The organism is Clostridium weizhouense, from assembly GCF_019431045.1.
Taxonomy (GTDB): domain Bacteria; phylum Bacillota; class Clostridia; order Clostridiales; family Clostridiaceae; genus Clostridium; species Clostridium weizhouense.
Window position 1 is genome coordinate 40,329 of the sequence record NZ_JAHXPT010000002.1, and the last position, 23,829, is coordinate 64,157.

28 protein-coding genes and 1 tRNA gene are annotated in these 23,829 nt (G+C 26.1%); 5 read left to right on the forward strand and 24 right to left on the reverse strand.

Going from position 1 to position 23,829, the window contains the following annotated elements; all coding sequences use genetic code 11:
• The 12 genes from KYD98_RS02825 to KYD98_RS02880 form a co-directional block, all read right to left on the reverse strand.
• The gene (locus KYD98_RS02825; protein ID WP_219778075.1) at positions 1-333 is read right to left on the reverse strand and encodes a hypothetical protein; all 333 of its coding nucleotides are present in this window, start codon (positions 331-333) and stop codon (positions 1-3) included.
• A 19-nt stretch (positions 334-352) separates the two neighbouring features.
• The gene (locus KYD98_RS02830) at positions 353-595 is read right to left on the reverse strand and encodes a DUF1653 domain-containing protein (protein WP_219778076.1); all 243 of its coding nucleotides are present in this window, start codon (positions 593-595) and stop codon (positions 353-355) included.
• Between the two features lie 3 nt (positions 596-598).
• Positions 599-1,210, reverse strand: a complete 612-nt coding sequence (locus tag KYD98_RS02835) for a DEAD/DEAH box helicase family protein (RefSeq protein ID WP_219778077.1) — start codon at positions 1,208-1,210, stop codon at positions 599-601.
• A 3-nt stretch (positions 1,211-1,213) separates the two neighbouring features.
• Positions 1,214-1,369 carry a hypothetical protein gene (locus tag KYD98_RS02840; RefSeq protein WP_219778078.1) on the reverse strand — a complete coding sequence of 52 codons (156 nt, stop codon included), beginning with the start codon at positions 1,367-1,369 and terminating at the stop codon, positions 1,214-1,216.
• Positions 1,370-1,568: 199 nt separating this feature from the next.
• The gene (locus KYD98_RS02845) at positions 1,569-1,769 is read right to left on the reverse strand and encodes a helix-turn-helix domain-containing protein (RefSeq protein WP_219778079.1); all 201 of its coding nucleotides are present in this window, start codon (positions 1,767-1,769) and stop codon (positions 1,569-1,571) included.
• Positions 1,770-1,775: 6 nt separating this feature from the next.
• A complete protein-coding gene (locus tag KYD98_RS02850; RefSeq protein ID WP_219778080.1) occupies positions 1,776-1,967 on the reverse strand; it encodes a hypothetical protein in 192 nt (63 codons plus the stop codon).
• Positions 1,954-2,139, reverse strand: a complete 186-nt coding sequence (locus tag KYD98_RS02855; protein ID WP_219778081.1) for a hypothetical protein — start codon at positions 2,137-2,139, stop codon at positions 1,954-1,956. Before KYD98_RS02855 ends, KYD98_RS02850 begins: the two co-directional genes overlap by 14 nt.
• A 31-nt stretch (positions 2,140-2,170) precedes the next feature.
• On the reverse strand, positions 2,171-2,431 hold the full coding sequence (locus KYD98_RS02860; RefSeq protein WP_219778082.1) for a sporulation protein Cse60: 261 nt from the start codon (positions 2,429-2,431) through the stop codon (positions 2,171-2,173).
• Positions 2,409-2,585 carry a hypothetical protein gene (locus KYD98_RS02865; protein WP_219778083.1) on the reverse strand — a complete coding sequence of 59 codons (177 nt, stop codon included), beginning with the start codon at positions 2,583-2,585 and terminating at the stop codon, positions 2,409-2,411. Before KYD98_RS02865 ends, KYD98_RS02860 begins: the two co-directional genes overlap by 23 nt.
• A 1-nt stretch (position 2,586) precedes the next feature.
• Positions 2,587-2,874: an AbrB/MazE/SpoVT family DNA-binding domain-containing protein gene (locus tag KYD98_RS02870; protein ID WP_219778084.1), complete on the reverse strand. Its 288-nt coding sequence runs from the start codon at positions 2,872-2,874 to the stop codon at positions 2,587-2,589.
• A gap of 135 nt (positions 2,875-3,009) precedes the next feature.
• Positions 3,010-3,726: a Rha family transcriptional regulator gene (locus KYD98_RS02875; protein WP_219778085.1), complete on the reverse strand. Its 717-nt coding sequence runs from the start codon at positions 3,724-3,726 to the stop codon at positions 3,010-3,012.
• A gap of 174 nt (positions 3,727-3,900) precedes the next feature.
• Positions 3,901-4,104, reverse strand: a complete 204-nt coding sequence (locus tag KYD98_RS02880; RefSeq protein WP_219778086.1) for a helix-turn-helix domain-containing protein — start codon at positions 4,102-4,104, stop codon at positions 3,901-3,903.
• Positions 4,105-4,397: 293 nt separating this feature from the next.
• Here KYD98_RS02880 and KYD98_RS02885 point away from each other — a divergent pair, with 293 nt between their 5' ends.
• The 3 genes from KYD98_RS02885 to KYD98_RS02895 all read left to right on the forward strand — a co-directional run bounded on the left by KYD98_RS02885 (position 4,398) and on the right by KYD98_RS02895 (position 6,021).
• Complete coding sequence (locus KYD98_RS02885) at positions 4,398-4,754, forward strand: helix-turn-helix domain-containing protein (protein WP_219778087.1); 357 nt, start codon at positions 4,398-4,400, stop codon at positions 4,752-4,754.
• A 600-nt stretch (positions 4,755-5,354) separates the two neighbouring features.
• Positions 5,355-5,600: a helix-turn-helix domain-containing protein gene (locus KYD98_RS02890; protein WP_219778088.1), complete on the forward strand. Its 246-nt coding sequence runs from the start codon at positions 5,355-5,357 to the stop codon at positions 5,598-5,600.
• A gap of 130 nt (positions 5,601-5,730) precedes the next feature.
• A complete protein-coding gene (locus KYD98_RS02895) occupies positions 5,731-6,021 on the forward strand; it encodes a helix-turn-helix domain-containing protein (RefSeq protein ID WP_219778089.1) in 291 nt (96 codons plus the stop codon).
• A 37-nt stretch (positions 6,022-6,058) separates the two neighbouring features.
• Here the strand turns inward: KYD98_RS02895 and KYD98_RS02900 are convergent, their stop codons facing one another.
• The 6 genes from KYD98_RS02900 to polA form a co-directional block, all read right to left on the reverse strand.
• Positions 6,059-6,997, reverse strand: a complete 939-nt coding sequence (locus KYD98_RS02900) for a tyrosine-type recombinase/integrase (protein ID WP_219778090.1) — start codon at positions 6,995-6,997, stop codon at positions 6,059-6,061.
• Positions 6,998-7,100: 103 nt separating this feature from the next.
• A tRNA-Leu gene (locus tag KYD98_RS02905) sits at positions 7,101-7,186 on the reverse strand.
• Between the two features lie 140 nt (positions 7,187-7,326).
• On the reverse strand, positions 7,327-8,445 hold the full coding sequence (locus KYD98_RS02910; RefSeq protein WP_219778091.1) for a glycosyl hydrolase family 8: 1,119 nt from the start codon (positions 8,443-8,445) through the stop codon (positions 7,327-7,329).
• 33 nt (positions 8,446-8,478) lie between these two features.
• Complete coding sequence (locus KYD98_RS02915; RefSeq protein ID WP_219778092.1) at positions 8,479-9,033, reverse strand: lytic transglycosylase domain-containing protein; 555 nt, start codon at positions 9,031-9,033, stop codon at positions 8,479-8,481.
• Between the two features lie 291 nt (positions 9,034-9,324).
• Positions 9,325-9,921 (reverse strand): dephospho-CoA kinase, encoded by a 597-nt coding sequence (coaE, locus tag KYD98_RS02920; RefSeq protein WP_219778093.1) that lies wholly within the window; start codon positions 9,919-9,921, stop codon positions 9,325-9,327.
• Positions 9,922-9,943: 22 nt separating this feature from the next.
• The gene (gene polA / locus KYD98_RS02925) at positions 9,944-12,559 is read right to left on the reverse strand and encodes a DNA polymerase I (protein ID WP_219778094.1); all 2,616 of its coding nucleotides are present in this window, start codon (positions 12,557-12,559) and stop codon (positions 9,944-9,946) included.
• A 530-nt stretch (positions 12,560-13,089) separates the two neighbouring features.
• On the opposite strand from polA, the gene KYD98_RS02930 reads away from it, so the two are divergent.
• Positions 13,090-14,316: an aminopeptidase gene (locus KYD98_RS02930; protein ID WP_219778095.1), complete on the forward strand. Its 1,227-nt coding sequence runs from the start codon at positions 13,090-13,092 to the stop codon at positions 14,314-14,316.
• 334 nt (positions 14,317-14,650) lie between these two features.
• Here the strand turns inward: KYD98_RS02930 and KYD98_RS02935 are convergent, their stop codons facing one another.
• From KYD98_RS02935 to KYD98_RS02960, 6 genes are all read right to left on the reverse strand, one after another.
• Positions 14,651-14,800: a clostri-philic family protein gene (locus tag KYD98_RS02935; protein ID WP_219778416.1), complete on the reverse strand. Its 150-nt coding sequence runs from the start codon at positions 14,798-14,800 to the stop codon at positions 14,651-14,653.
• A gap of 322 nt (positions 14,801-15,122) precedes the next feature.
• Entirely contained in the window at positions 15,123-15,731 is a 609-nt protein-coding gene (locus tag KYD98_RS02940) for a superoxide dismutase (protein ID WP_219778096.1), read from the reverse strand.
• A gap of 213 nt (positions 15,732-15,944) precedes the next feature.
• A complete protein-coding gene (locus KYD98_RS02945) occupies positions 15,945-17,153 on the reverse strand; it encodes an NADP-dependent isocitrate dehydrogenase (RefSeq protein ID WP_219778097.1) in 1,209 nt (402 codons plus the stop codon).
• 493 nt (positions 17,154-17,646) lie between these two features.
• Complete coding sequence (locus tag KYD98_RS02950; protein WP_219778098.1) at positions 17,647-18,657, reverse strand: YeiH family protein; 1,011 nt, start codon at positions 18,655-18,657, stop codon at positions 17,647-17,649.
• Between the two features lie 331 nt (positions 18,658-18,988).
• Complete coding sequence (locus tag KYD98_RS02955; RefSeq protein WP_219778099.1) at positions 18,989-19,867, reverse strand: LysR substrate-binding domain-containing protein; 879 nt, start codon at positions 19,865-19,867, stop codon at positions 18,989-18,991.
• A 370-nt stretch (positions 19,868-20,237) separates the two neighbouring features.
• A complete protein-coding gene (locus tag KYD98_RS02960) occupies positions 20,238-22,019 on the reverse strand; it encodes a methyl-accepting chemotaxis protein (protein WP_219778100.1) in 1,782 nt (593 codons plus the stop codon).
• 479 nt (positions 22,020-22,498) lie between these two features.
• On the opposite strand from KYD98_RS02960, the gene KYD98_RS02965 reads away from it, so the two are divergent.
• Positions 22,499-23,791 (forward strand): ABC transporter substrate-binding protein, encoded by a 1,293-nt coding sequence (locus tag KYD98_RS02965; RefSeq protein WP_219778101.1) that lies wholly within the window; start codon positions 22,499-22,501, stop codon positions 23,789-23,791.
• Positions 23,792-23,829 lie beyond the last annotated feature (38 nt).

The window sequence follows — 23,829 nt, forward strand, 5'->3', positions numbered from 1 at the left end:
TTATTTATCCTCCTTGTTTGCTTTAATACTTATTGAATGAACATCAATTTCCTTATAAAGTTCAGATATATCTATATGGTCAATTTCCTTATTGTTAACCTTAGTAACTGTACTCTCTACCTTTTCTTTTTCTAATCCTTGTCTTACACTATCAGCTATCTTTATAGCACCTCTAGGACAACTATATTCAGTTAAATCATTCTCAGCCAAGAATTGTTCTAGTTCTTCCTTTGCACCTGTTATATAAGCTTTAATGTTCTTAGATTCCTCTCTCTTTTCTAAGATACAAGCTATTAAATTTTCTGCTCTTTCTTTACTTATTGTATTCTCCATTAAAATTCCTCACTTTCTATTAATCAATTACTTTGTTTCCTTTAAATTCAAATCTATACTTTTGCTTTTCTAATGGGTATTTCTTATGGTCAACCTCACTAGCAAACATCTTAAGTGGTCTTACCCAAACCCTATCTTGTCCATCAAGTTCACAGTACACCACCATATCTTCCAAACTCTCTGTATGCTTGCAGATATATAACACTAGGTAGTAATTGCCTTTGAAGTGCTTATATACTCCTTCTTTTATTTCTCTAGTCAATACTTATCCCTCCAACTCATAATATTCTCTAATAGTCTTATCAACTAATTTCAAGTCATTATCCATTTCTAGTGGAAACATATCCATAGGACTTTTTGCAGTTGTATAACCGTCACTTTGGGTAATGAATTTATGTTCAGTACCATCTGTACTAGTTAAAAGAACTATACTAAATAATCCTTCTAGTGTAAGTTGATTATCAATCATCTTTCCACTTGTTTTAGCTTTAATTTTTCCTGTTTCTGTAGTTTCAACATGATGCAAGAAATAAACTATTACATCATCTGGAACACCTGTAATAATGAACTGAATGAGATTTCTAAAATCTAGCGCAATATCTGTAAATTTTCCGTAACCTGTCTCCTTTGCTTTATCAAACATTTGAAATGCCATTAGGTACTGACTATCATCAATTACATAAGTCTTAAGTTTAGATTTTGATAATCCACTTACAATTTGTTTATAACTTGCACCATTAAGTTTTGGTAACTTCTTTCTAAATGGTAATGGCTTACTTGCTACATTAAATATTCCAACTTCTCCATCTTCAAAATTTCTCATTGAAGTGCTTTTCCCACTTCCACTTTCTCCTAAAATTAATACTGGTAATCCCATCTATTAAAACCTCGCTTTCTTATTTTCCTCTACTGGAACATACTCAATAATGATTTTCTTAACAATTCCATAATCATCACTAATTGGTGTAACTTTAACAACATCAGCTCCTTTTAAAGTTTCTTCTAAAGATTTTTGCATTAAGTCATTTAGTTTCATTAATTCTTACCTTCCTTTCTTTCCTTTAACTCTCTTAATGTCATAACTTGTCCTATAGGTTCATTCACAATTTGTATTTGACCTGGTATCAAATTCATTAATACATTAAAAGCTTGTCTTTGCTCATCATTTAAAACTACTGGATAAGCTATATTATCCTTAATGAATGTTAATAAGAAATTGTTTCCTGTTGCTTACATTAGCTTTCACCTTCCTTTACTGGTTCTAATACTTCCAATAATTCAGAATAGTATTTAATACTTCTTTTACACTTATCTAGCTGTCCTCTAAGATAATGTAAACAATCTTTAGTTACTGGCTGTTGAATACATTCCTTTAGGTCAATTAAAGTTGCTTGTTGATAAGCTAATCTTTCCTTAGTGATTTTTGTTAAATTCAATTTAAATCACTCCTCTATATCTGAAAGTACACACTCTAATGTTTCTGTAATACTTAATATTAGCGTGTATAACTCGTCGTAGTTGTTTTCTAACTGATATGCTAGTTCTTCATTCTTCACATGAATAACGCTAACTGTATCATCTATAAGCGTGTTTACTGTTGCTGCTTTTTCTTTTAACCTTTTAAGACTTACCATCTTTAATCTCCTCACACTCAAAATAAATTTCATTATCTTCATCAAGATAAAATTCTTTTATTCTATAGGTTGGATTTTCACAATCTAATAAGTTAATCCCTAAACTTTTAGCTTGGCTGTTAATTTCATTAAGCTTATTCATTAGTTCATTCTTTTTATTAACAAATAGCATTGCTATACCTCCAATATGTGATATAATTTATTTAAGTATTTTTTTGCATGGCTACTTCGGATACTTTGGTCGGGTCCTTGGTAGCTTCTTTATTGTTAATAGTTTTATAAATTACTAAAGCTCCACTAACATATTGAGTATGCCATCCATATTCAGTATCTGGTGGATAACATGAAACCCCATATTTAATATCAATAATTTCAATTTTTTCATCCATTTCTTTTAACCATTTATTCATTTCGCCATAGTCTTTACTTTCTTGCATATCATTAAATTTTTTTACTTGAATCACTGTTTTCACCTCTTTTCATCTTCTCTATTTCTTCCTGTAGAATGTCTCCAAACCTTAAATTTTCCTTATCACCTCTTTTAATAACTCTACTAGTAAGCTCTTTTGCTTTTTCTCTGTTCTCTGCAATCTTATTTATTTCTAAAATATTTCCCATATTATTTGCCTATAAACTTATCTGTTATTTTTTTAGCATCATTAAAATCTCTTAAACACTTAGGACAAAGTTTAAATCCCATATACTCTACTAAATCTTCGCTATTCCCACAGCAATGACAACCTTGAATATACTTTTTTAAAATTATGTTATCTCCTTCTACATAAATTTCTAATGAATCTCCTGTTCCTTTTGCTCCACCATTGATGTTAAATAATTTTCTTAGTTCTTTTGGAAGTACTACCCTTCCTAACTCATCTACTTTTCTTACAATTCCTATTGCTTTCATTTTTCTTAACCCTCCTATAAATTTAATTTAATTCGTTCCAATACTCCCTCTTAGCCTGTAGTAGGTTCTGTGTATTTTCCTATAGGTTATAACCTACGTATTAACTACAGTTTGACCAATAATGAATTATGTTGACTATTTATTAACAACTATGCACCACATATTCTTACCGTTAATTCTTACTTGCTTGTAGATTATCTTATTGAGCGATTCAAGCTTTTTCTTTATATCATGCTTTTTAATATTAAATTTACTAGCTTCAAAGAACAGAACATCCTTATCTACTACAATTCCTTCTTCTGTTCTTCTAAGTATTCCATCAACAATAGAATTAGCAATTATTTGATTAATCATATCGATTGTTATTCTATTTAGTCTTACCTCCAATGGTTCATTAATTTTTAAATAATGTTTTCTATTGGCTATACTTTGCTTTTGTTTCTTATAAACTATTTTTTCAAGTTCTTGTAACCTTGAATTAGTACTTGCAATGTATTCATACATACTGGAAATCTGTTCTGAAAGTTGATTTATTAATTCATTAGGATTTTCAATTACTTTTTCCATAGCTGCAAACTTGTCCATATACTTATCTGTAAATAAATTTCCCTTAGTTCCAGTAGTCTTATGTGCTAAGAACTCACAACCTCTTTTAGTGATTTGGTATTCTTTCCTTTCTTCTCCTTTCGCATCTTTGTATGAACTTTCTACCCAATATTTAACGAATCCAATTTTGGCTTGGTTAAAATCTTTGTTAATTCCATCAATTTTTCTTAATAACTTTGAATGTTCCATTTCCATCATTTCAGCAACTTCTCTTGATGAAAGTTTGTTTTCTAATTGTTTAATCATCACTTGTCCTCCTAATCTATAATTTTAAAATCTTTAAAAGCTGAAGATTACTGAATGTAATTGCTTTTAAGCTTTAGATGTGCTTGTACAATTTATTTGTTATGTTAATTACTTGTATGCTTTTTATTCTTTTTTAAAATTTCTAAAAAATATTTCTCAGCTTCACACATATATCTAGTTCTCCTTTAGAATTTCTGTTGGTTTTACATCTAGCGCATTAGCTAAAGAATGAATTGTTTTAACTTGTGAATTTGAAACTTCAGTATTTAAAATTCTAGAAACTCTACTTTTCGAAACTTTCATTTTTCTAGCTAAATCACTGGGTGCTATACCCTTTTCTAGCATTATTTTTTTAACTACATTAATATTTATTGGCATTTATTTTTCCTCCTTTTTGGTTCGCTTGGTATGTTTTTATTTTATATTTTGTTTCCCTATAGGTCAACATTAGTTAAGTTTGATTAAAATAAATTAACTCTTTATTCCTTTATATTCCTTTTAATTGCTGAAAATTGCTACCTTTTTACGTTTTTTGTCGTTGGTTTATTATATTGATTTAAATTCCCCTATAGGGTTATTTTAGGAACAATAAAGCACATTATATATATTAAAGGTAAACCAATGTTGACAAAAGTTAACCAACATGTATAATAAAAATAGAGGTGAATATTATGGAATTTATAGACAGACTAGTTGGCTGGATGAAAGAAAATAAAATTAAGCAAGCAGAAATATCTGATAAAGCCAATATGAGTAGGAGTTATATAAGTAAAGTAGTTAATGGAAGTAAACCACCTAGTGAAAACCTAATTAATGTTTTAGCTAAAATGAGTGGTAAAAGTGTTCATTGGTGGCTTTTTGGTGAAGATGAATATAAAGGATTAGCTTCTTTGAATGCTTTAATTGATACATTCATAAAAAGTGGAGAGATCAAAGAAGACGGTACATATGATTGTGATATAGAAATGATTTTAAAAACAATGTTGGATAAAGAAATTAGAGATAAATTAAAAGAAGCACAACGCTAATTTGCGTATTGTGCTTCCTTTTTTTTAAGTACTTCAAGTATTTCTAGTAAATATTCTTCAGCTTCACGCTGATTTGTTTTTTTATACTTGACCATTAATATGTCCCCTTTCAAATATAATAAGTCATATTTATTATTCATAAGATGTTAATACTTTAATTATTGGTATTAATAAATCATTATGTATTGAATTCTAGCTCTTTTTATCTTAAAATTGAAAAACAAATAGTCTTAACATCAATTTTCTTAATAAAAATTACTTATGTATAATTTTGAAAGATTGTGTATATTATAGCATAATTATGTTATTTTTAGCAACACTTTATCTTTACTTCTATTATACAATATACGAACGTACGTTTGCAATATATTAAGCAAAATTTTACAAAAATAATAACCCTAAAGTTGTCCTTTCTTTTTCTCTAGAATATATAATAAGTATTCTTCAGCTTCAGTCACTTTTACCATCCCCCAACTACTGGAAATATTTAAATATTGCAAGCATTATTTGCCTTGCTGTAAACTTATTATATACCTAAAAAGGTTGTGTATATTACAACTTTTCCCTATAATAAGACACTTAAAAAGAGAGGTGTTAACTATGCTAAGATACAAAAGAAAAATAAAAGGTCTAAATCAATCACAATTAGGTCGAAGATTACGAAAAAGCAAAAGTTATGTAAGTAGATTGGAAAGAAAAGTAAAAGGATATGAACCAAGCTTGCATATGATAAAAAAAATAAGTAAAGAATTGGAATGTTGCCCTATAGAATTATTTTTATTTTTTTCAGATATTGATTGCAAATATTTCAAAAAGAATAAAAAGTCAGATTCTATTTTAAAATAATAAAATTATAACTACCCACTCTTAATGGTTATAATTTCACCTTTTTAGTGTATAAATAGGTGATTTTATAGCCATTTATTTTTTATATATTCCTGTATAATTATAGAAAAAGGACAGGGAGCATATAAAGGTGTTAGGTGATAGAATAAAACTACTTAGAAATGAACAAGGAATGACACAGGAACAACTTGGAGATTATTTAAATTTATCTAGATCAAGCGTAAAAGGATATGAAAATGATGGTGTAGAACCTAGCTTAAGTGTTCTAGTTAAGATAGCAGATGTATTTAATGTAAGTTTGGACTATCTCCTTGAAAGAACTGAAGAAAAGTATAACATTAATCTATTAAATGAAGCTGCTAAAGATTTTCTATTAAAAATAATTAAACTTGCAAATGATTATAAAATAACAAAGAAGTAATCTACATAATTTAATATGTTGGATTACTTCTAGTTTTTTATTTTCTCATTTTTATTGATTTCTTACTGATAAATTCTAAAGGATTAAACTCTTCAAAGTCTTTTTGTAAGTCTTTAGTAAACATATTAACGTAATTTCTGACCATATCTAAATCACTATGATTAAGTATCTTCTGAAGTTTTATTATGTCACCATTATTGAGAATCCACTGCTTAGCAAAAGTATGTCTCCAGCGGTGTATACCTGTTTTATTAATTCCTCTAGAATGATTATAACGTCTCATACTACTATCAATGCTATCTCTGTTCATTTTCTCTCCATAAGCAGTACAAAATAACCAATCTTCATCGCTTCCGTTTCTAATAGATAAATATTCCCTTAAAATAGGCTGCAATGATTTAGTTATTGGAATTGCAAGTGGTTTTCTATTTTTAGTAGTTCTTAAATGTAATAAATTATTATATAAATCAACTTCTTTGACTTTTAGATCTCTTATATTAGAACATCTCATACCTGTAGCATATAATACATTACATATGGTCCAGTTTCTAAACTCAACAAAAGTGCAATTACTCTTATTGGGTTTCTTTAATAATATTTTTATTTCTTCTTCTGTATATGTTTCTATTACTGGCTTATCATATTTTATTAAAGCTATATGGAACTTCTCCATATATCCAAGTTTCATAAAATAATAAAGTATAGTTTTTAAGCCCCTTAGATAAGTATTAATTGTAATATCTTTAATATCCAATTCATTTTTGCAACCAATAACAAAATTATCAACTGTATCTTTTGTAATATCCTTTATTGACGTTTTAGGCTCAATAAATTTATAAATAGTTCTTACAGTATTATCATAAAACTTAATTGTAGCTGGTCGAAAATTTCTAGTTCTACAATAAAAAATAAATTCATCATAACCTCTATCAAATGTTATACTCTTTGTGTTAATTTCAATCATTTTTCTTTTCATAATCTACCACCTTTTATATAAAAAATACACACACGTCTCGACTATTTTTTATCAAAAGACGTGTGTGCAAATCTAAGTATTTAGGTGATTAAAACTATCGAATTGGTGCAGGTAACGGGACTTGAACCCGTACATCACTGAGACACACGCCCCTCAAACGTGCCTGTCTGCCAATTCCAGCATACCTGCATATATTCTTCATATTTAATTGTAAAACATTTTTACAACTTCTTCAATCATAATTTACAGAAAAATACCTAATCCATTCTCTAATTGACAAACAACAATTAATGAATAAACCTTATGGAACTTATATTCTTATTATATTTCTAATACTTAAAATATCTATATGACATTAAAGCATTTAAATTATCATAAGAATACACTTGACTTCCATCGTCCATGCCATATCCACCATATACTGGACTATTAAAATTACTTATTTGAAATGCACGAATTTTATTCATAGCAAGCTTTGCTAATTCCTCATCGTTCGTTCTAGATGATATTTGCACTATAAATGAATATATAGATGTTGATTCAATATTAGAAATTGCTTTCCCATCTTTTGAATATGATGTTGAAATAAAGCCATCTGCTTTAAATCTATTCTTAATCCATTGAATACTTTTACTTATATCCTGACCATTTTCTTGTTTATTAAGTATTACAATCATAGATAAAAGTGTATCAATATTTTGATTATCATCATAAGTTTCTTGCTTTCTATTAAATTCCTTCTTATAGAATGGTACTTCATCACTTATATATCCATTATTTATAATTTGAACTGAACTCTCTAATACCTTTTTCCATGAAGAATCTAAATCTGATAGCATCCTTAATGTTTCAAGATCTAAATAACATAAGGTAGTAACATCACTCATTTTATATCTATCATTAAAATCTACAATAACATTATTATCTACAAGTTCTTTATATATTCCTCTAGATATATTAATAGCCATTACTCTATAGCTTTTAATATTCCACCTTTTTTCTGCTAAAAGTAAAGCCTTAACTATTCTTAAATCATCAATCGTTGCAGATGTATCCGATTTTAAACTACCTTCTACTCTCCAGCTTATAAGACTATTAGAAAGTATCATATTATTTTTTATATACTCTAATGTTTTATCAAACAATATTTTGTCATTTTTCTCTAAACTATATAATAACATTATTCCTTGAGATTCTGATAATATAGCATGGCCTTTTGTTATATCTCCAGCAGATTTTACATTAGTATAATTTGTATATATTCCACCATTACTATCTGTTAAATTATTATTTACAAAATCAAATAGAACCTCTTCCTCTTTTGATATATTTGTTCCTAACCATATCTTATCACTGTATACTGTCCTAAAGTATGGAGCTGCAATGTAATATATTATAGTACTTAGTAATAATAATGTTGCACCAATTAATATAACTTTTTTCTTCATATTTACCCTCATCTTTTATTTATAAGAATTTATTTACTTATCGTATAGATATTTGTAAACATTATAGTAAGTAGTTACTTTGTCTAAATATTTTTTTGTTTCTTTAAAAGGTATATAACTTAAATCCATTCCATTTTCAGAAAGTTCTTCATCTTTAAGCCATTTATTAACATTTCCTGGACCTGCATTATACCCTGCAATTATAAGTTCCAAATTTCCATTAAACATTTTTCTTAATTCACTTAAATACCAACATCCCATTTTTATATTATATTCTTCATCAAATAATCTCTCTTTAGAAAAATCATTTAAATTCATTTTTTCAGCTGCCCATTCACCGGTTTCAATTGTTATTTGCATAAGGCCTAATGCCTCTTTATTAGAACGTGCCTTTTTATCAAAATTACTTTCTGTTTTCATAACTGCTAATACAAAAAATGGGTCGAGATCATATTCTTTGCTATATTGATCTACATATTCTTTATATTTATAAGGAAAAAATACTTGTTTTATTAAATACTTAGACCCAATTCCTATAGCTATTAAAATAAATACTACTATAAGAAATTTACTTTTTCGCGCTCTCATTTTTTTCTCCTTACTAAATTATTTATATACTCAAATACTGTACAAAAACTGACCACTTAATGAACTTCTAGATAGAACAAAAGTGGCTACACCACGTTTCAATTGACAGTTGACAATGCACAATTATGGTTGAAAGCCTTTGGCTTTTTTCAAATATATTTTAGAAATCTTCTTAAGAAGATTTCTTCCTTAATTGTCAATTATCCATCGTCCATTGTCAATTCAAAAATTTCTCCATAAATTTAAATTTCATCTAACTTTTGGAATGTATATAATAAAAATTCAGCCGATTTATAATGTTTTTATAAAATCAATTAAATCATATACCTGCTTTTGTGTGTCAATCAAATCCCCATTATTATCAATAATAATATTTGCATAATTTTTCTTTTCATTTAAAGGCATTTGTGCATTAATACGACTTATTGTTTCTGCTTGAGTTAATTTATCTCTTTGTTTTACTCTTTGTATTTGTGTTTTATTATCTGCACAAACAAGTACAACATAATCTACTTCTTCATGCATTTCATTTTCTATTAAAGTTGGTGCATCTATTATTACTACCTTTTCACCTTGTTTTTCATATTTTTGTACTTTTTTCTCTATTTCATTTTTTATATAAGGCATAATAATACCTTCATATTTTTTTCGTTGTTTTGGGAATTTAAAAATATGATTTCCAAATTCTCTTCTTCTAAATTCCCCTCTCCAATCAAAAAATCCTGATCCAAATTCAATTTTAACTCTATCTAAAATTTGAGGATTTTTCTCTAAAACCTCTTTTGCAGTCATATCCGCATCTATAACAATAAAATTTTCATCTCTAAACATACTAGATATAGTGCTCTTTCCAGTTCCTATACCCCCTGTTAACCCTATTTTTATCATTTAAAAAGTTCATCTCCCATTTTTATTTTGCATCATACCAAGTTGCACCATATTTTAAATCGACATCAAGTGCTACATTTAATTTAATAGCATTTTCCATTTCTTCTGTTACTAATTTTTCAACCATATCAAATTCATCTTTTTTTACATTCAAGATAAGTTCATCGTGTACTTGAAGTATTAATTCACTTTTTAGGTTATTTTCTTTTAATTTATTATAAACATTAACCATAGCAAGTTTTATAATATCAGCTGCACTTCCTTGTATTGGTGCATTCATTGCTAATCTTTCTCCTAATGCTTTAACTATTTTATTAGAAGATTTAATTTCTGGTATAAATCTTCTTCTATTTAAAATAGTTAATACATACCCCTTTTCTTTAGCATACTCGCTTACATAATTTAAATATTCCTTTATTTTAGGATATCTTTCAAAATAAATAGCCATATATTCACTTGCTTCTTTTTTAGTAATTTTTAAATCCTGTGCTAAACTAAAATCACTTATACCATATACTATTCCAAAGTTTACTGCCTTAGCATTACTTCTCATTATAGATGTAACTTCATCAACTGACACTTTAAACACCTCTGATGCAGTTTTAGTGTGAATATCACTATGATGTTTAAATGCTTCTATCATATTTTTATCATCTGCAACATGTGCTAAAACTCTTAACTCTATTTGAGAATAATCGCAAGAAATTAATACATCATCTTCTTCTCTAGGAATAAATACTTTTCTTATCTCCTTACCCATTTCATATTTTATAGGAATATTTTGAAGGTTAGGCTCTGTACTTGATAATCTTCCTGTAGTTGTAACAGTTTGATTAAAGTTTGAATGTATACATCCATCTTCATCAATTACATTTTTTAATCCTTCTACATATGTAGAATTAATCTTAGTAATTTGTCTATAATACATTACCTTAGATATTATAGGATGTTTATCAAGTAATTTTTCTAAAACCTCTTGATTAGTTGAATATCCTGTTTTAGTTTTCTTAATAACAGGTAAATCAAGTTTTTCAAAAAGAATTTTTCCTAATTGTTTTGGTGAACTTATATTAAATTCTTCTTCTGCTAAATCATATATTTCCTTTGCAGTTTTTTCAATTTGTTCATTAAATTTTACTCTTAATTCTTCTAACTTTTCTCTATTTATATTAAATCCAATGCTTTCCATAGATGATAATACATATATTAATGGATGTTCTACTGTATAGTACAACTGATCCATATTTTCCTTAGTAAGTTTCTCTTTTAATGTATCATATAATTTTTTTAAATAACTACAACATATTCCTTTAAGATTTATTCCTTCACCTTTAATATCTTTACCTAGATATTGATTTATTAAGTCTAATATCTCATAGTTATTTTTTGAAGAATCAACTAAATATGCAGCTATAGCTGTATCAAAATCAAATCCTTCAATTTCTATATCATATTTATTTAAAAATGTAATTAAATTTTTACCATCATGTATTACTTTATTTATGCTTTTATCTTCCATAAAATTCTTTAAAAGTTTTAAAGCTTCATCTTTATTTTCCATACTTACCAGTTTAAAATCTATAATATTAGCTTCATTTTCTTGTCCTAATATTAAATGTTCTAACTCTAATTTAGAATATTTAGTTTGATTACTTAAAGTAAATAAAATATAACTTCTATCCTTAATCTTAGATAAAGTTTCTTTCATATCATTTAATGTTTCAATCATACTAACCTTTATATTAGCAATTTCAGCTAATTCTTCTTCTTCGTTATTTGAGTTATATTTGGCAAGTACAGATTTTAACTGAAGATTTATAGCTAATTTTTTTAATTCTTCTAAATTAACATCACTATCACTTTCTATATCTTCTATAGATAATTCAATAGGAACTTCTCTCATTATAGTAGCTAATCTCTTAGAAAATACAGCCTGTTCCATATTATTTTCTAAGTTTTCTTTTAACTTTTTCCCACTTATTTCTGGAATATGCTTTAATACCTCTTCAACAGATCCATATTCTTTAATAAGTTTAAATGCAGTCTTTTCACCAACCCCTGGAACCCCTGGAATATTATCAGATTTATCACCCATAAGTCCTTTTACATCAATAAATTGAGTTGGTGTTATTTCAAATTCATCCATAAACGCTTTATAATCATAAATTGCTGTTTCTGTAACACCTTTTTTAGTTATTACAACCTTAGTGTTTTCTGAAGCTAATTGAAGTGCATCCTTATCCCCAGTAACTACGAAAACTTCCATACCATTTTCTTCTGCAAATTTAGATATAGTCCCAATTAAATCATCAGCTTCGAAACCATCTAATTCAAAAGTTTTTATTCCCATAAATTTTAGTAAATCTTTAATTATTGGAAATTGTTCACCAAGCTCTGGTGGCATTTTCTTTCTTCCTGCTTTATAATCTTCATATTCTTTATGTCTAAATGTTGGTGCTTTTCTATCAAATGTAGCAATTATGCTATCTGGATTTATTTCATCTTTCATTTTAAATAACATATTTGTAAAGCCGTAAATAGCATTAGTATTTATTCCTTCGCTATTTGTAAGAGGAGGCAATGCATAAAAAGCCCTGTTCATTAGTGAGTTTGAATCTAAAATTAATAACCTTTTCATTTCTAATCCTCCTGTAATATTAAATAAGTTTATGTATTGTTTATTAATTTAAATTAGTCATACATTAACATTATACTATCTTTATTAAGTAAAATCATTATTCTTTAATAAAGGTAACCATATTTTCTAATATTAATTCATATAAATCTTAAAAAGCAACTCTTTTATCTATAAATTATAAATAGGTCTATTATTAAAATATTTTTTAATTCCAATCTCAAATATAGTATTTGTTTAAATTTATATAAATAAATTTAGACATTTTATCAAAATAGTGACATAATAAATATCAAATGATTATTAAATTTATTTTTTAACATTTCTATTTTTCTAAAAATTTACTAAAATTATAGTTAATACTTTATTTTAGAGTGTTAATAATAACATTTATTTAAAATATAGTCAAAATTTCGGTATATATTTTAAATAAATACTAATATTGTAAAAGCAAACTAAATATTAGCCTATGTTTTAATTAGTATTAATAAAACATAGCTGAAGATTAAAATAATTTATGAGGTGATTATTAAATGTTTAAAGATTTACTAAAAAACTATGCAAAACTTACTGTAGCTAAAGGAGTAAACTTACAAAAAGATGGTCTTTTGGTTATTAATTCTCCTATAGAATGTAGTGAATTTGCAAGAATGATTGCTGAAGAAGGATACAAAGCCGGTGCTTTAGATGTTTATATAAATTATTCTGATGCAAATTTTAATAAAACAAGATTACTTAAAGCTTCTAATGAAACACTAAAAAATGTTTATAAATTTGAACAGGATAAATATGATTATTTTGCTGAAAATGGTGCTGCATTTATAAGTATTTCTGCTTCTGATCCAGACCTTTTAAAAGATGTAGATTCATCTAAAATTTCTATCTATCAAAAAAGTAGAAGTATCGCATTAAAAAATTATCATGATAGATGTTCATCAAATAGAAATTCATGGTGTATTGTATCAATCCCAACTGAAGCATGGGCAAAAAAAGTATTTAGTGAACTTCCTCCTGAAAAAGCTATAGAAAAGCTATGGGATGTAATTTTTGAAATAATGAGACTTAAAAAAGCTGATCCGATAGAAGCTTGGGATGAACATACTTCTATTCTTCATGATAAAGTAGGAGAATTAAATGATCATAATTTTAAATATATTGAATTTAAAAACTCTTTAGGTACAGATTTAAAAATTGAACTTGTAAAAAATCACCTTTGGTGTGGTGGAGAAGATAGATGTGAAGCTGGCTTTAATTTTATTGCTAATATGCCAACAGAAGAGGTCTATTCAATGCCAAAATATGATGGGGTTAATGGTACAGTCTTTAGTTCAAAACCTTTAAGCTATTGTGGAAATATAATAAATAATTTTTCACTAACATTTGAAAATGGAAAAGTAGTAGATTATTCTGCTGAAATTGGTAATGATGTATTAAAAGAATTACTTGAAACTGATGAAGGTTCAAAACATTTAGGAGAAGTTGCTTTAGTGCCTTTTGATTCTCCTATATCTAATTCAAATATAATATTTTATAATACTCTTTATGATGAAAATGCATCTTGTCATTTAGCTCTTGGTAATGCTTATTCTTGTTGTATTAAAAATGGAGAAAATATGTCAAAAGAAGAATTAATTAAAGCTGGCTATAATCACTCACTATCTCATGTTGACTTTATGATTGGAACAAAAGATATGAATATAGTTGGAATCAAAGAAGATGGTACAAAAATTCAAATATTTAAAAATGGTAATTGGGCATAAATATTAATTCTAACATTAAAACATTTAATTTATTTTAAACTTTATTAGAAGTTATAAATTTTAAAATAACAACTTCTTAGTATTAGATTATATGCTAATCTAAAGCACATGAAATAAAATAATAAATCAAGAGAGATATTATATATTTTGTATCAGACAATGAAGCAACTCTAGTTAATATTAGGGCATTAACCCAGTTTGCTAAAAATATCACACAAAATATACGATTATTATATTGATATATTATTTTTTGAATTTGTCTAATACTAAGAAGTCTGTTTATATCTTATTAATCTAAATTTTTACAATAAAAGTTATTATTTTTATACTTAAATTAATCTAACGGTTCTCCTTGATAATTTGTATATTCTGGTTCATTTTTTGGATCACCAACATTATCCTGATTATCATGAATTTTTTGTCTTCTTCTTCCTTTTTGTACTGGATTAGATGATCCATGTTTACTCATTGCATGTTTTGCCATATTAAACACATCCCTTCTTTAAATATCCTCTACAATAAGATTTATATTATATTTCTTAAATAGTTTGTACATATATATATATTTAATTCATTATAATTTTTTACATATATATTTTTTATTTGAAAAACACAAAAATTAATACCTTCTACCTTATTAGTTTAAAAGTTTATATATTTTATTTTTATACTAATTTATACTCTAAATTTTATAATCTTCTCTATTAAAAATACTACTTCTATAAATAAACATAAAAAGTTCTAAATTTTACATAAGATAAAAATCCTATCTAAAACTTAGAACCTCAACTAATATATTCTAATTATTAACAGTTATAAAGTTCCTCAACTCTTTCCCAGTCAATAATATTCCATATGTTTTTAACATATTCTGCCCTTAAATTCTTATATTTTAAATAATACGCATGTTCCCAAACATCTATTGTTAATATAGGTATTAACCCTAAACTTAAAGGAGTATCCTGATTTGATGTACTTATTAATTTTAATTTTCCTTTTTTGTCTTTTACAAGCCATCCATATCCTGATCCAAATTGGTTAATAGATATATTACTCATTTCTTCCTTTAAATTTTCTAGATTTCCAAAAGTTAAATTTATTTGTTCACGTAATATTCCCTCTGGAGCTTTTTTAGGATTTGGTGATAAAAGTGAAAAATATAAATTATGATTTGCTACTCCACCACCTTGATTAATAACACCCTGTCTAATTTTTCTAGGTATTTTAGTAAGATGAGCAAGTATCTCTTCTAATGTTTTTCCTTCCGTAAACTTCTCATATCCTTCTAACAGTTTATTTAAGTTGTTTACATAACTTTGAAGATGTTTTGAATAATGTATTTCTACAGTTTGTGCATCAATATATGGTTCTAATGCATCATATGAATAAGGTAATTTGATTTTATCATATTTCATTTCATAATCTCCTATTAATAATTTATAAAAACCTCTATACTAATATATTAAAAAATTATCCGATTATGAAATTTTTTTATTTTTACCTACTTATTTTTTTAAAAACTATCTTTAAAATAAATTTATATTGCAATCTAAAAACAAATTCATGCAAATTTATCATGTTAATACCTTTTGTTCTAAAACATCACTATAAATTTAAAATATACTTTTTTACATAATTTCTTCTAATCTATTTCTAATTGCTTCTATAAACTCAAATGTATTTGCAACTTGTATATTATCATGCTCTGCTAGTACTGCTAAATCTCTTGTCATTATTCCATCTTCTATTGTTTTTATACATGCTTTTTCTAATTTATCTGCAAAAACCATAAGTTCAGAATTTCCATCTAATTCTCCTCTTTTTCTTAATGCTCCTGTCCAAGCAAAAATAGTAGCTATAGAATTAGTTGAAGTTTCCTCACCTTTTAAGTGTTTATAATAATTATCTTGAACTGTTCCATGTGCTGCTTCATATTCATAATTTCCTTCTGGAGATACTAATATTGAAGTCATCATAGGAAGTGAACCAAATGCAGTTGCTAGCATATCACTCATAACATCTCCATCATAATTCTTGCAAGCCCAAATCATTCCACCTTCAGATTTTATAACATTTGCCACTACTGTATCTACTAATGTATACACATACTTAATTCCTAATTCTTCAAACTTTTCTTTATATTCATTTTCAAACATATCTTGAAAAATATCTTTAAAAGTATGATCATATTTTTTAGAAATTGTGTCTTTAGTTGCAAACCATAAATCTTGTTTTGTATCTACTGCAAAATTAAAACAACTTCTTGCAAAACTTTCTATAGATTTATCCAAATTATGCATTCCAAGTACTATACCATTTTCAGGGAAATTATGTATTAATTCTCTTTTTTCTTCTCCATTTTCTGAAGTAAATACAAGTTCACACTTACCTTTTCCTTCTATTTTCATTTCTACACCTTTATAAATATCCCCATAAGCATGCCTAGCTATAGTTATTGGTTTTTTCCATGTTTTCACATAAGGCTTTATAGGTTCTACTATAATTGGTGCTCTAAATACTGTTCCATCTAAAATTGCTCTTATTGTTCCATTAGGACTTTTCCACATTTCTTTAAGATTATATTCTTTTACTCTATCTGCATTAGGAGTAATAGTTGCACACTTTACACCTACTTTATGTTTCTTTATTGCATTAGCTGCATCAACTGTCACTTGATCATTAGTCTCATTTCTATATTCTAATCCTAAATCATAATATTCTGTATTCAATTCAATAAAAGGATTCAAAAGTTCTTCTTTAATAAGCCCCCAAATAACTCTTGTCATTTCATCTCCATCCATCTCAACTATTGGCTTAGACATTTTAATTTTTTCCATTCTTATTGCCCCCATTTCTATTTTTTAAGACATTATCTATTTTAATGTCTTAAGTAATGTTATTTAATTGATACTATTTCCCTAACATCTATCTTATATTTAATTGATGAAAGAATTTTAAGTGTCTCTATAAGTTCTTCTAAGATTCAGATATATAAAATTTATATATAAACTTAAATCCTAAGAATTACTTGATAAATATTATACATTATTAATGTACTGTAAACAATATATTAAGTTTTTACTATAATAAAAACTTATTTTAAATAGTCATTTCTATAAGTTATATTATATGTAATACTTCTAAGTTATATATATCCTTCTAAGTAGATATTATTAATTAACAAAAGTATTAAAATAATTATATACTTCTTTTCAATCCTATTCATACAATATTTAAATATAAATTATATATTTTAAAAAAAATTTCTTCATTAATATAACACTTATGCTATTTATAAATAATTTTATTGATTAGAACTTATATTTAACTCTAAAATATTATTTTAATTAATGTAAGCGCAAATAATATTTGAAAACTACCTACTATAATTCCATACATCATAGATTTGGGTCCCTCTTTAATTAAATCTGAAAATTTAACCCTCATTCCAATGGCTGCTAATGCGATTATCTCAAAATTATTACTTATTAATTTAAATGTTTTTTGAATTAAGTTAGGTACTAAGCCCAAACTATTAATTAAACATAATATAAAAAATCCTATAATATACCATGGTACTTGAATATTAGATTTTTTCTCTCTTTTTATTATTTCAGTCTCTGACATATCTTCATTTTCCTCAACTTTGACTCTTGAAAAACTTATAACAACAAATATCAAAAATATTATTCTTATTATTTTAAATATAGTAGCTAAAGTTACAACATCTTCATTAATAAATTTTGCAGAAGCTATAACTTGTCCAACTGATTGTAATACCCCTCCAACCATTGCAGATGTTTGAGTTAAACTATTTCTATATAAGAATGTTGTAATTATAGGTATAACAAACATTAAAATTGTACCTGTTAAATTCACTACTGTTACTGAAATAGCTTTATCTTTATCATTTGCATTAATAACTGGTGATACAGATGCAATAGCAGATGAACCACAAACTGCATTTCCTGATGCCATAAGTAAAGAATATTTTTTAGAAAACCCTAATCTCTTACCTATAAAATATGTAGTCAAAATGGTTAGACTCATTTGAATTGCTATAAATAGCACTCCTTTAAAGCCAAGTAGACTTATTTGCATAAAACTTATTGTTGATCCCATAAGTACTATTGAATATGATAAAAGATCCTTTTCTGAGAATTTAGAACCTTTATCAAACTTAGACTTATTAAATATTGTATTTCCAAATATAATCCCTAAAATAATTGCAAAACTAGCTCCACCTATTATTGGCATAAAATTCCCTAATATTTTTCCTAAAATAGCAATAAATATACATGCTGCAAGACCTGGTATAATGTCTTTAATTTTCTTTTTCATATAATCACCTCAAATTTATTTTTATCTTAAGCTTTTCTTAAATTCGAGTTAATTATATTATATGAATTTCATAAAAGGAAATACTTATTATAATATAATATCAATAAGCATTTAGTTATATATAATTTTACTATTGTTCTATATTTTGAAACAATATCAACTCCATTTAAAACATCTTTTAATTTTAAGCAAATTGAAAAGAATAATAGACTAGTAATCTCATCTATTTTAAGTCATTTAACATTAGCAAATCTAAACTGAACTTGCTTTATAGACTAACACATAATATACAACACACTTTAGTCTATTATTTTATTTCCTGTGCTTTAATTTATTGTTTTAAAGAATATTGAATAAAATTTTTCATATTCTTACTTAAGAACTTATCTTTATGATAAATAAGCCTAAGTGCTCTAATAATTTTGCCTTCAGTTAGTCTATATCCACTTAATGCACCGCTATCAATTTTTTCTTTAACACTTCTAACAGAAAGACAGCTTACTCCTAAATTTGCTTCCACACTTTTCTTTATTGCTTCTGTATTGCCAAGTTCCATAAATATTTTATAATCTATACTATTATTTTCTAAATATCTTTCTACTACTTCTCTTGTTCCACTCCCATCTTCCCTCATTATTAATTTTTCTTTGAAGATATCATTTTTATTCAACATCTTCTTTTCATTCCATGGATGTAATGAGCTAGAGATAAATATTAATTCATCTTCCCATATTTCCGATTCAACAATTTCTTCTAAATGCGATTTTCCTTCAATATAAGCAAAATCAATTTTATTTTGAAGTATCATTTTTTCTATATTAGCTGTATTATCTATACTAAGAGATATTTCAATTTCACTATGTTCTTTAAGAAAACCTTTTATTATATCAGGCAATATGTATATTCCTATTGTTGTACTTGCTCCAATTTTAATCTTTCCTTTTTCATTAGTATTTATGTCACTTATAGCCCTTATTGATTCTTCATAAAGATTAAGTATTCTTCTTGCATAATTTAGATATATTTCTCCTTCATATGTTAAATATAGTTTTTTTCCTATTCTATCAAATAGCTTAATCTCTAATTCTTCTTCGATTTCATGTATTGCTTGACTTATAGATGGTTGGCTTATATATAATTTTTTTGCTACCTTTGTCATATTTAATTCTGTTGCTGTTTCATAGAATATCTTTATTTTTCTAAAGTTCATCTTATATCTCCCTATTAATACTTTATTTTCATACTAATAAATAAATTTTAATTTTATATTACAAAAATTGATTAAAAAATATTTTTACATTTAATAAACTTTCTTATTTAAAATCTTTTTATTTAGATTAACTTATACTATTATACATTATTATTTAAGAGATATCTTTTATCAAATTTCTCTTTTTAATAAATACAAACTCTTCACTTTGCTTCAATAAAAAATTATTTTTTGCTATTTATTTTTATTAAACTTTAAATAAAATATAACTTTAGTTATACATAAATTCTTTAGAAATACAGCTTTCTAAAGAACAAAAAAAAGTGTCAATTTTAACAGTGACACTCTTTTTTATTTAAATAATTTTATTTTAAACTTCAAAATTTCTTACTAATTCATTAATTTTAAAAGCTATATTAGCTTGATCTTCTGATGTAGCTAAAACTTGTTTCATTGCTAAAGTTGTATCATGTAATCCTTTTTGAATTAAATCTACACTTTTAGATGATTTTTCACTATCGCTTCCTACATTTTTCATAACTCTACTTACTTCACCTATAGTTGTTTCAACCTGTTCTGACATTAATGCTAACTCTTGGGACATATCACTAATAAATTTTCCATCCTTACTATATTTTTGTCCAATAGAAGCATATTTTTCTAGATTCCTATTAACATCTTCCATTATAAATTTTAAAATTTCATTACTATGACATGAAAGATTATTAACTGACTGTTCTACCTTGGTTATAGTCTTCTTGATAGTTTCTACAGTATGTGATGATTCCTCTGCAAGCCGTTTGACTTCATTTGCGACAACACTAAACCCTTTTCCTGCTTCTCCTGCATGTGCTGCTTCAATTGTTGCATTCAATGCTAAAAGATTTGTTTGACTTGCTATATTTGATATTGCATCTGCCATTTTTCTCACTTCAGTTACTACCTTAACATCTTCAATAGCTTTTATAATATCTTTTTCTTTTTTTTCATATATTAAAGATATTTCTTTCATTATTTTTTCACTATCTTTTTCTATTATCAATGCTCTTTCTTCAATTTGATTAGCATTATTATTTCCATCAATAGCTTTCTTAGATAAATTCTCCATATTAGTATTTACATCTTGTATAGAAGTAGCAATTTCTTCATAAGTTGTTATGCTTTCCTTCATTCTTTCATTGATTTCTTGTGTAGACATATCCACTGTTTCTACCTTTGAAGTAACCTCTTGAACTGTTGCAGATAACTCTTCACTTAAAGCACTTATATTAGATGTTTCACCCATTATTATAGTTATAAGATCCCTTATATTTTCTTGTGATTTGTTTAATAATATTGCAGTCTTTCCAAATTCATCTTTACTATCTATATCTATATTTTTAGAAACATCATATTTTGAAATTCTTTCAGCTAAACCTTCTATTTTTTTTAATGGTTTTAATATACCTCTGCTTATTAAAACCACTAATATAATTGCACCTACTATTCCAATAATATTTATTCCAATAGTTAATACTAAAACATTATTAAAAATATTATTATTATTTATATTATTTTTTTCTGCATTAGTTTCAGAAAAAGTAATATTAGTTTTTAAAAGATCATATATACTATTTTTAACTCTAATCATTGATTTATTATATATTTGATTCGCTTCTTCTATATTACCATTATTAATTAAATCAAGAACTTTATCTGTATATTCATCAAACTCTTTAAAATCTTCTTTCAATTGATTATATTTGTTTTTTTCTTCTTTAGTTATTCTTACCTTTTCATGATCATTAATTAAAGCTTTAGTTTGCTGTGATAATATTTTAATTTTATTAGAATATATATTTATATTTCCATTATCAGAACTCATAAATATATTAACAAGATAAGAATCTACTTCTTTAATATTAGAATTTATGCTCTCTAACGTTTTTATTGATTGAAAACTAACATTATACATATTATTAGCATTTTTATTTACTATTCCAATTCCAGTAATAGAAGCTACACCTAATACTATCATAAGTATACATAATATAGCATAAGATACTCTCAATTTTATTTTCACACTTAAATCTTTTAATTTATTTAAGTATATTAATTTATTTTTTTTATTTTTTTTGATAATGTTACTCTTAAAAATCACTTTTTTTATCATAAAATAATCCTTTCAAATATATCTTAATTTCACATTAACTTAAAAATATATATTAAATTAGAATCGTTTCCAAAACAATATTAACATTTATAGGATATTTTTTCAATATAGATCAATGTATACCTTTAGTTAAGCATATTTTTCAATTTTTTTGAAATAATTGTTATTTGATACTTGAATTTTGAAATATATGGTGCTATAATCTCAGTATAGTAATGAATTGATATTAACTTGATTTCATCAATTGGACAAGTATATATTAATTTTAGGAACCGTTTCCGATAATTTTATTCTTATATTTAATATAAGTGATTTTTTTAAAAATCTAAGTAAACGGATACATTGATTAAATATATCTTATTTCTACTATATATTTCAATTTTATGTATTTTTAGTTAATGTATCTTTTTATTACTACATTTTTCGGAATCGTTTCCGAATATTATTACATTATCAAACATTTTGTGGGAGGGGTAACAATGAAACTAAAAATGAAAAAAACTCTATCTGCAGTATTAACAGCCTCACTTCTATTAGGGACTGTTACAGGATGTTCATCATCTAGTAATAAGACTGCTGCAAAATCTGAAGGTGGCAAAACAATTAAAGTATTTCAACTAAAAGTTGAAATCAATGATGCACTTCAAAAATTAGCTAAGAAATATGAAGAAGAAACTGGTGTAAAAGTTGACATTACTTCTGTAGGTGGAGGCGCTGACTATGGTGCAGCTTTAAAAGCTGAATTTGCAAAAGGCACTGAACCTGATATCTTTATGATACAAGGTGCTGGTGATTATAAAGTTTGGGAACATAAAATAGATGAATTAACTGATCAGCCTTGGGTTAAAGATGCTGTTCATGGAACATTAGATTCAGTTTCATTTGATGGCAAAGTTTATGGAATGCCAGCAGCAACTGAAGGTTATGGTTTAATGTATAACAAAGATATCTTAGATAAAGCTGGAATAGATCCTGCTTCTATAGATACTTTTGATAAACTTAAAGCAGCATTTGAAAAATTAGATTCTAAGAAAGCTGAATTAGGCATTGATAATGTTGTTTCTTATACAACTAAAGAAACTTGGGTTACTGGTAATCATACATTTAATATTCCTTTAGCTGCTCAAGCAAATCCAGCTCAATTTGTTAAAGACTACATTGATGGAAAAGCTGATTTAGTAAACAACCAATCATTTAAAGATTGGATGAACCTAGTAGAATTACTTGTTAAATATGGTGGTGGCGCTACTTTAGATACTATTGATTATAGTGCTCAAGTTGCTAACTTTGGAGTAGGTAAAACTGCGTTCTTACATCAAGGTAACTGGACTTCTGGAGATTTAGCTAATTTAAAAGCAGATTTCCCTAAAGGTTTTGTTCCATTAGCTATCAATAATGATCCTAAAGTAAGTGGAAGTATTCCTGTTGGTGTTCCTATGTACTGGGCTATTAATAAAGATTCATCTGTTAATAAAGAAGCTAAAGATTTCTTAAATTGGATGGTAACTAGTCCAGCTGGTCAAGAATCTATAGTTAATGATATGAATATGATTCCTGCATTTACTAATTTTACAGTTGAACCTAAAGATGAGTTAGCTAAAAATATTGTTGAATATAACAAAGCTGGAAAAACTCTTCCATGGGCATTCACAAATCTTCCAGATGGATTTACATTACAAAACGTTGGTCCTGTATTCTCTAAATTTGCTAAAGGCGAAATTGATAAAACTCAAATGCTTCAAGAATTACAAGATGCTACTGCTAAAAAATAATTTTTAAATTAAATCCATAAGGGGGTTTCTCCTTATGG

Coding starts and splice junctions, on each gene's coding strand:
- KYD98_RS02825 (WP_219778075.1), bottom strand. CDS start 333: ATGGAGAATACAATAAGTAAAGAAAGAGCAGAAAATTTAATAGCTTGT.
- KYD98_RS02835 (WP_219778077.1), bottom strand. CDS start 1,210: ATGGGATTACCAGTATTAATTTTAGGAGAAAGTGGAAGTGGGAAAAGC.
- KYD98_RS02840 (WP_219778078.1), bottom strand. CDS start 1,369: ATGAAACTAAATGACTTAATGCAAAAATCTTTAGAAGAAACTTTAAAA.
- KYD98_RS02850 (WP_219778080.1), bottom strand. CDS start 1,967: ATGGTAAGTCTTAAAAGGTTAAAAGAAAAAGCAGCAACAGTAAACACG.
- KYD98_RS02855 (WP_219778081.1), bottom strand. CDS start 2,139: ATGCTATTTGTTAATAAAAAGAATGAACTAATGAATAAGCTTAATGAA.
- KYD98_RS02865 (WP_219778083.1), bottom strand. CDS start 2,585: ATGGGAAATATTTTAGAAATAAATAAGATTGCAGAGAACAGAGAAAAA.
- KYD98_RS02870 (WP_219778084.1), bottom strand. CDS start 2,874: ATGAAAGCAATAGGAATTGTAAGAAAAGTAGATGAGTTAGGAAGGGTA.
- KYD98_RS02875 (WP_219778085.1), bottom strand. CDS start 3,726: ATGATTAAACAATTAGAAAACAAACTTTCATCAAGAGAAGTTGCTGAA.
- KYD98_RS02880 (WP_219778086.1), bottom strand. CDS start 4,104: ATGCCAATAAATATTAATGTAGTTAAAAAAATAATGCTAGAAAAGGGT.
- KYD98_RS02885 (WP_219778087.1), top strand. CDS start 4,398: ATGGAATTTATAGACAGACTAGTTGGCTGGATGAAAGAAAATAAAATT.
- KYD98_RS02890 (WP_219778088.1), top strand. CDS start 5,355: ATGCTAAGATACAAAAGAAAAATAAAAGGTCTAAATCAATCACAATTA.
- KYD98_RS02900 (WP_219778090.1), bottom strand. CDS start 6,997: ATGAAAAGAAAAATGATTGAAATTAACACAAAGAGTATAACATTTGAT.
- KYD98_RS02910 (WP_219778091.1), bottom strand. CDS start 8,445: ATGAAGAAAAAAGTTATATTAATTGGTGCAACATTATTATTACTAAGT.
- KYD98_RS02915 (WP_219778092.1), bottom strand. CDS start 9,033: ATGAGAGCGCGAAAAAGTAAATTTCTTATAGTAGTATTTATTTTAATA.
- coaE (WP_219778093.1), bottom strand. CDS start 9,921: ATGATAAAAATAGGGTTAACAGGGGGTATAGGAACTGGAAAGAGCACT.
- polA (WP_219778094.1), bottom strand. CDS start 12,559: ATGAAAAGGTTATTAATTTTAGATTCAAACTCACTAATGAACAGGGCT.
- KYD98_RS02930 (WP_219778095.1), top strand. CDS start 13,090: ATGTTTAAAGATTTACTAAAAAACTATGCAAAACTTACTGTAGCTAAA.
- KYD98_RS02935 (WP_219778416.1), bottom strand. CDS start 14,800: ATGGCAAAACATGCAATGAGTAAACATGGATCATCTAATCCAGTACAA.
- KYD98_RS02940 (WP_219778096.1), bottom strand. CDS start 15,731: ATGAAATATGATAAAATCAAATTACCTTATTCATATGATGCATTAGAA.
- KYD98_RS02945 (WP_219778097.1), bottom strand. CDS start 17,153: ATGGAAAAAATTAAAATGTCTAAGCCAATAGTTGAGATGGATGGAGAT.
- KYD98_RS02950 (WP_219778098.1), bottom strand. CDS start 18,657: ATGAAAAAGAAAATTAAAGACATTATACCAGGTCTTGCAGCATGTATA.
- KYD98_RS02955 (WP_219778099.1), bottom strand. CDS start 19,867: ATGAACTTTAGAAAAATAAAGATATTCTATGAAACAGCAACAGAATTA.
- KYD98_RS02960 (WP_219778100.1), bottom strand. CDS start 22,019: ATGATAAAAAAAGTGATTTTTAAGAGTAACATTATCAAAAAAAATAAA.
- KYD98_RS02965 (WP_219778101.1), top strand. CDS start 22,499: ATGAAACTAAAAATGAAAAAAACTCTATCTGCAGTATTAACAGCCTCA.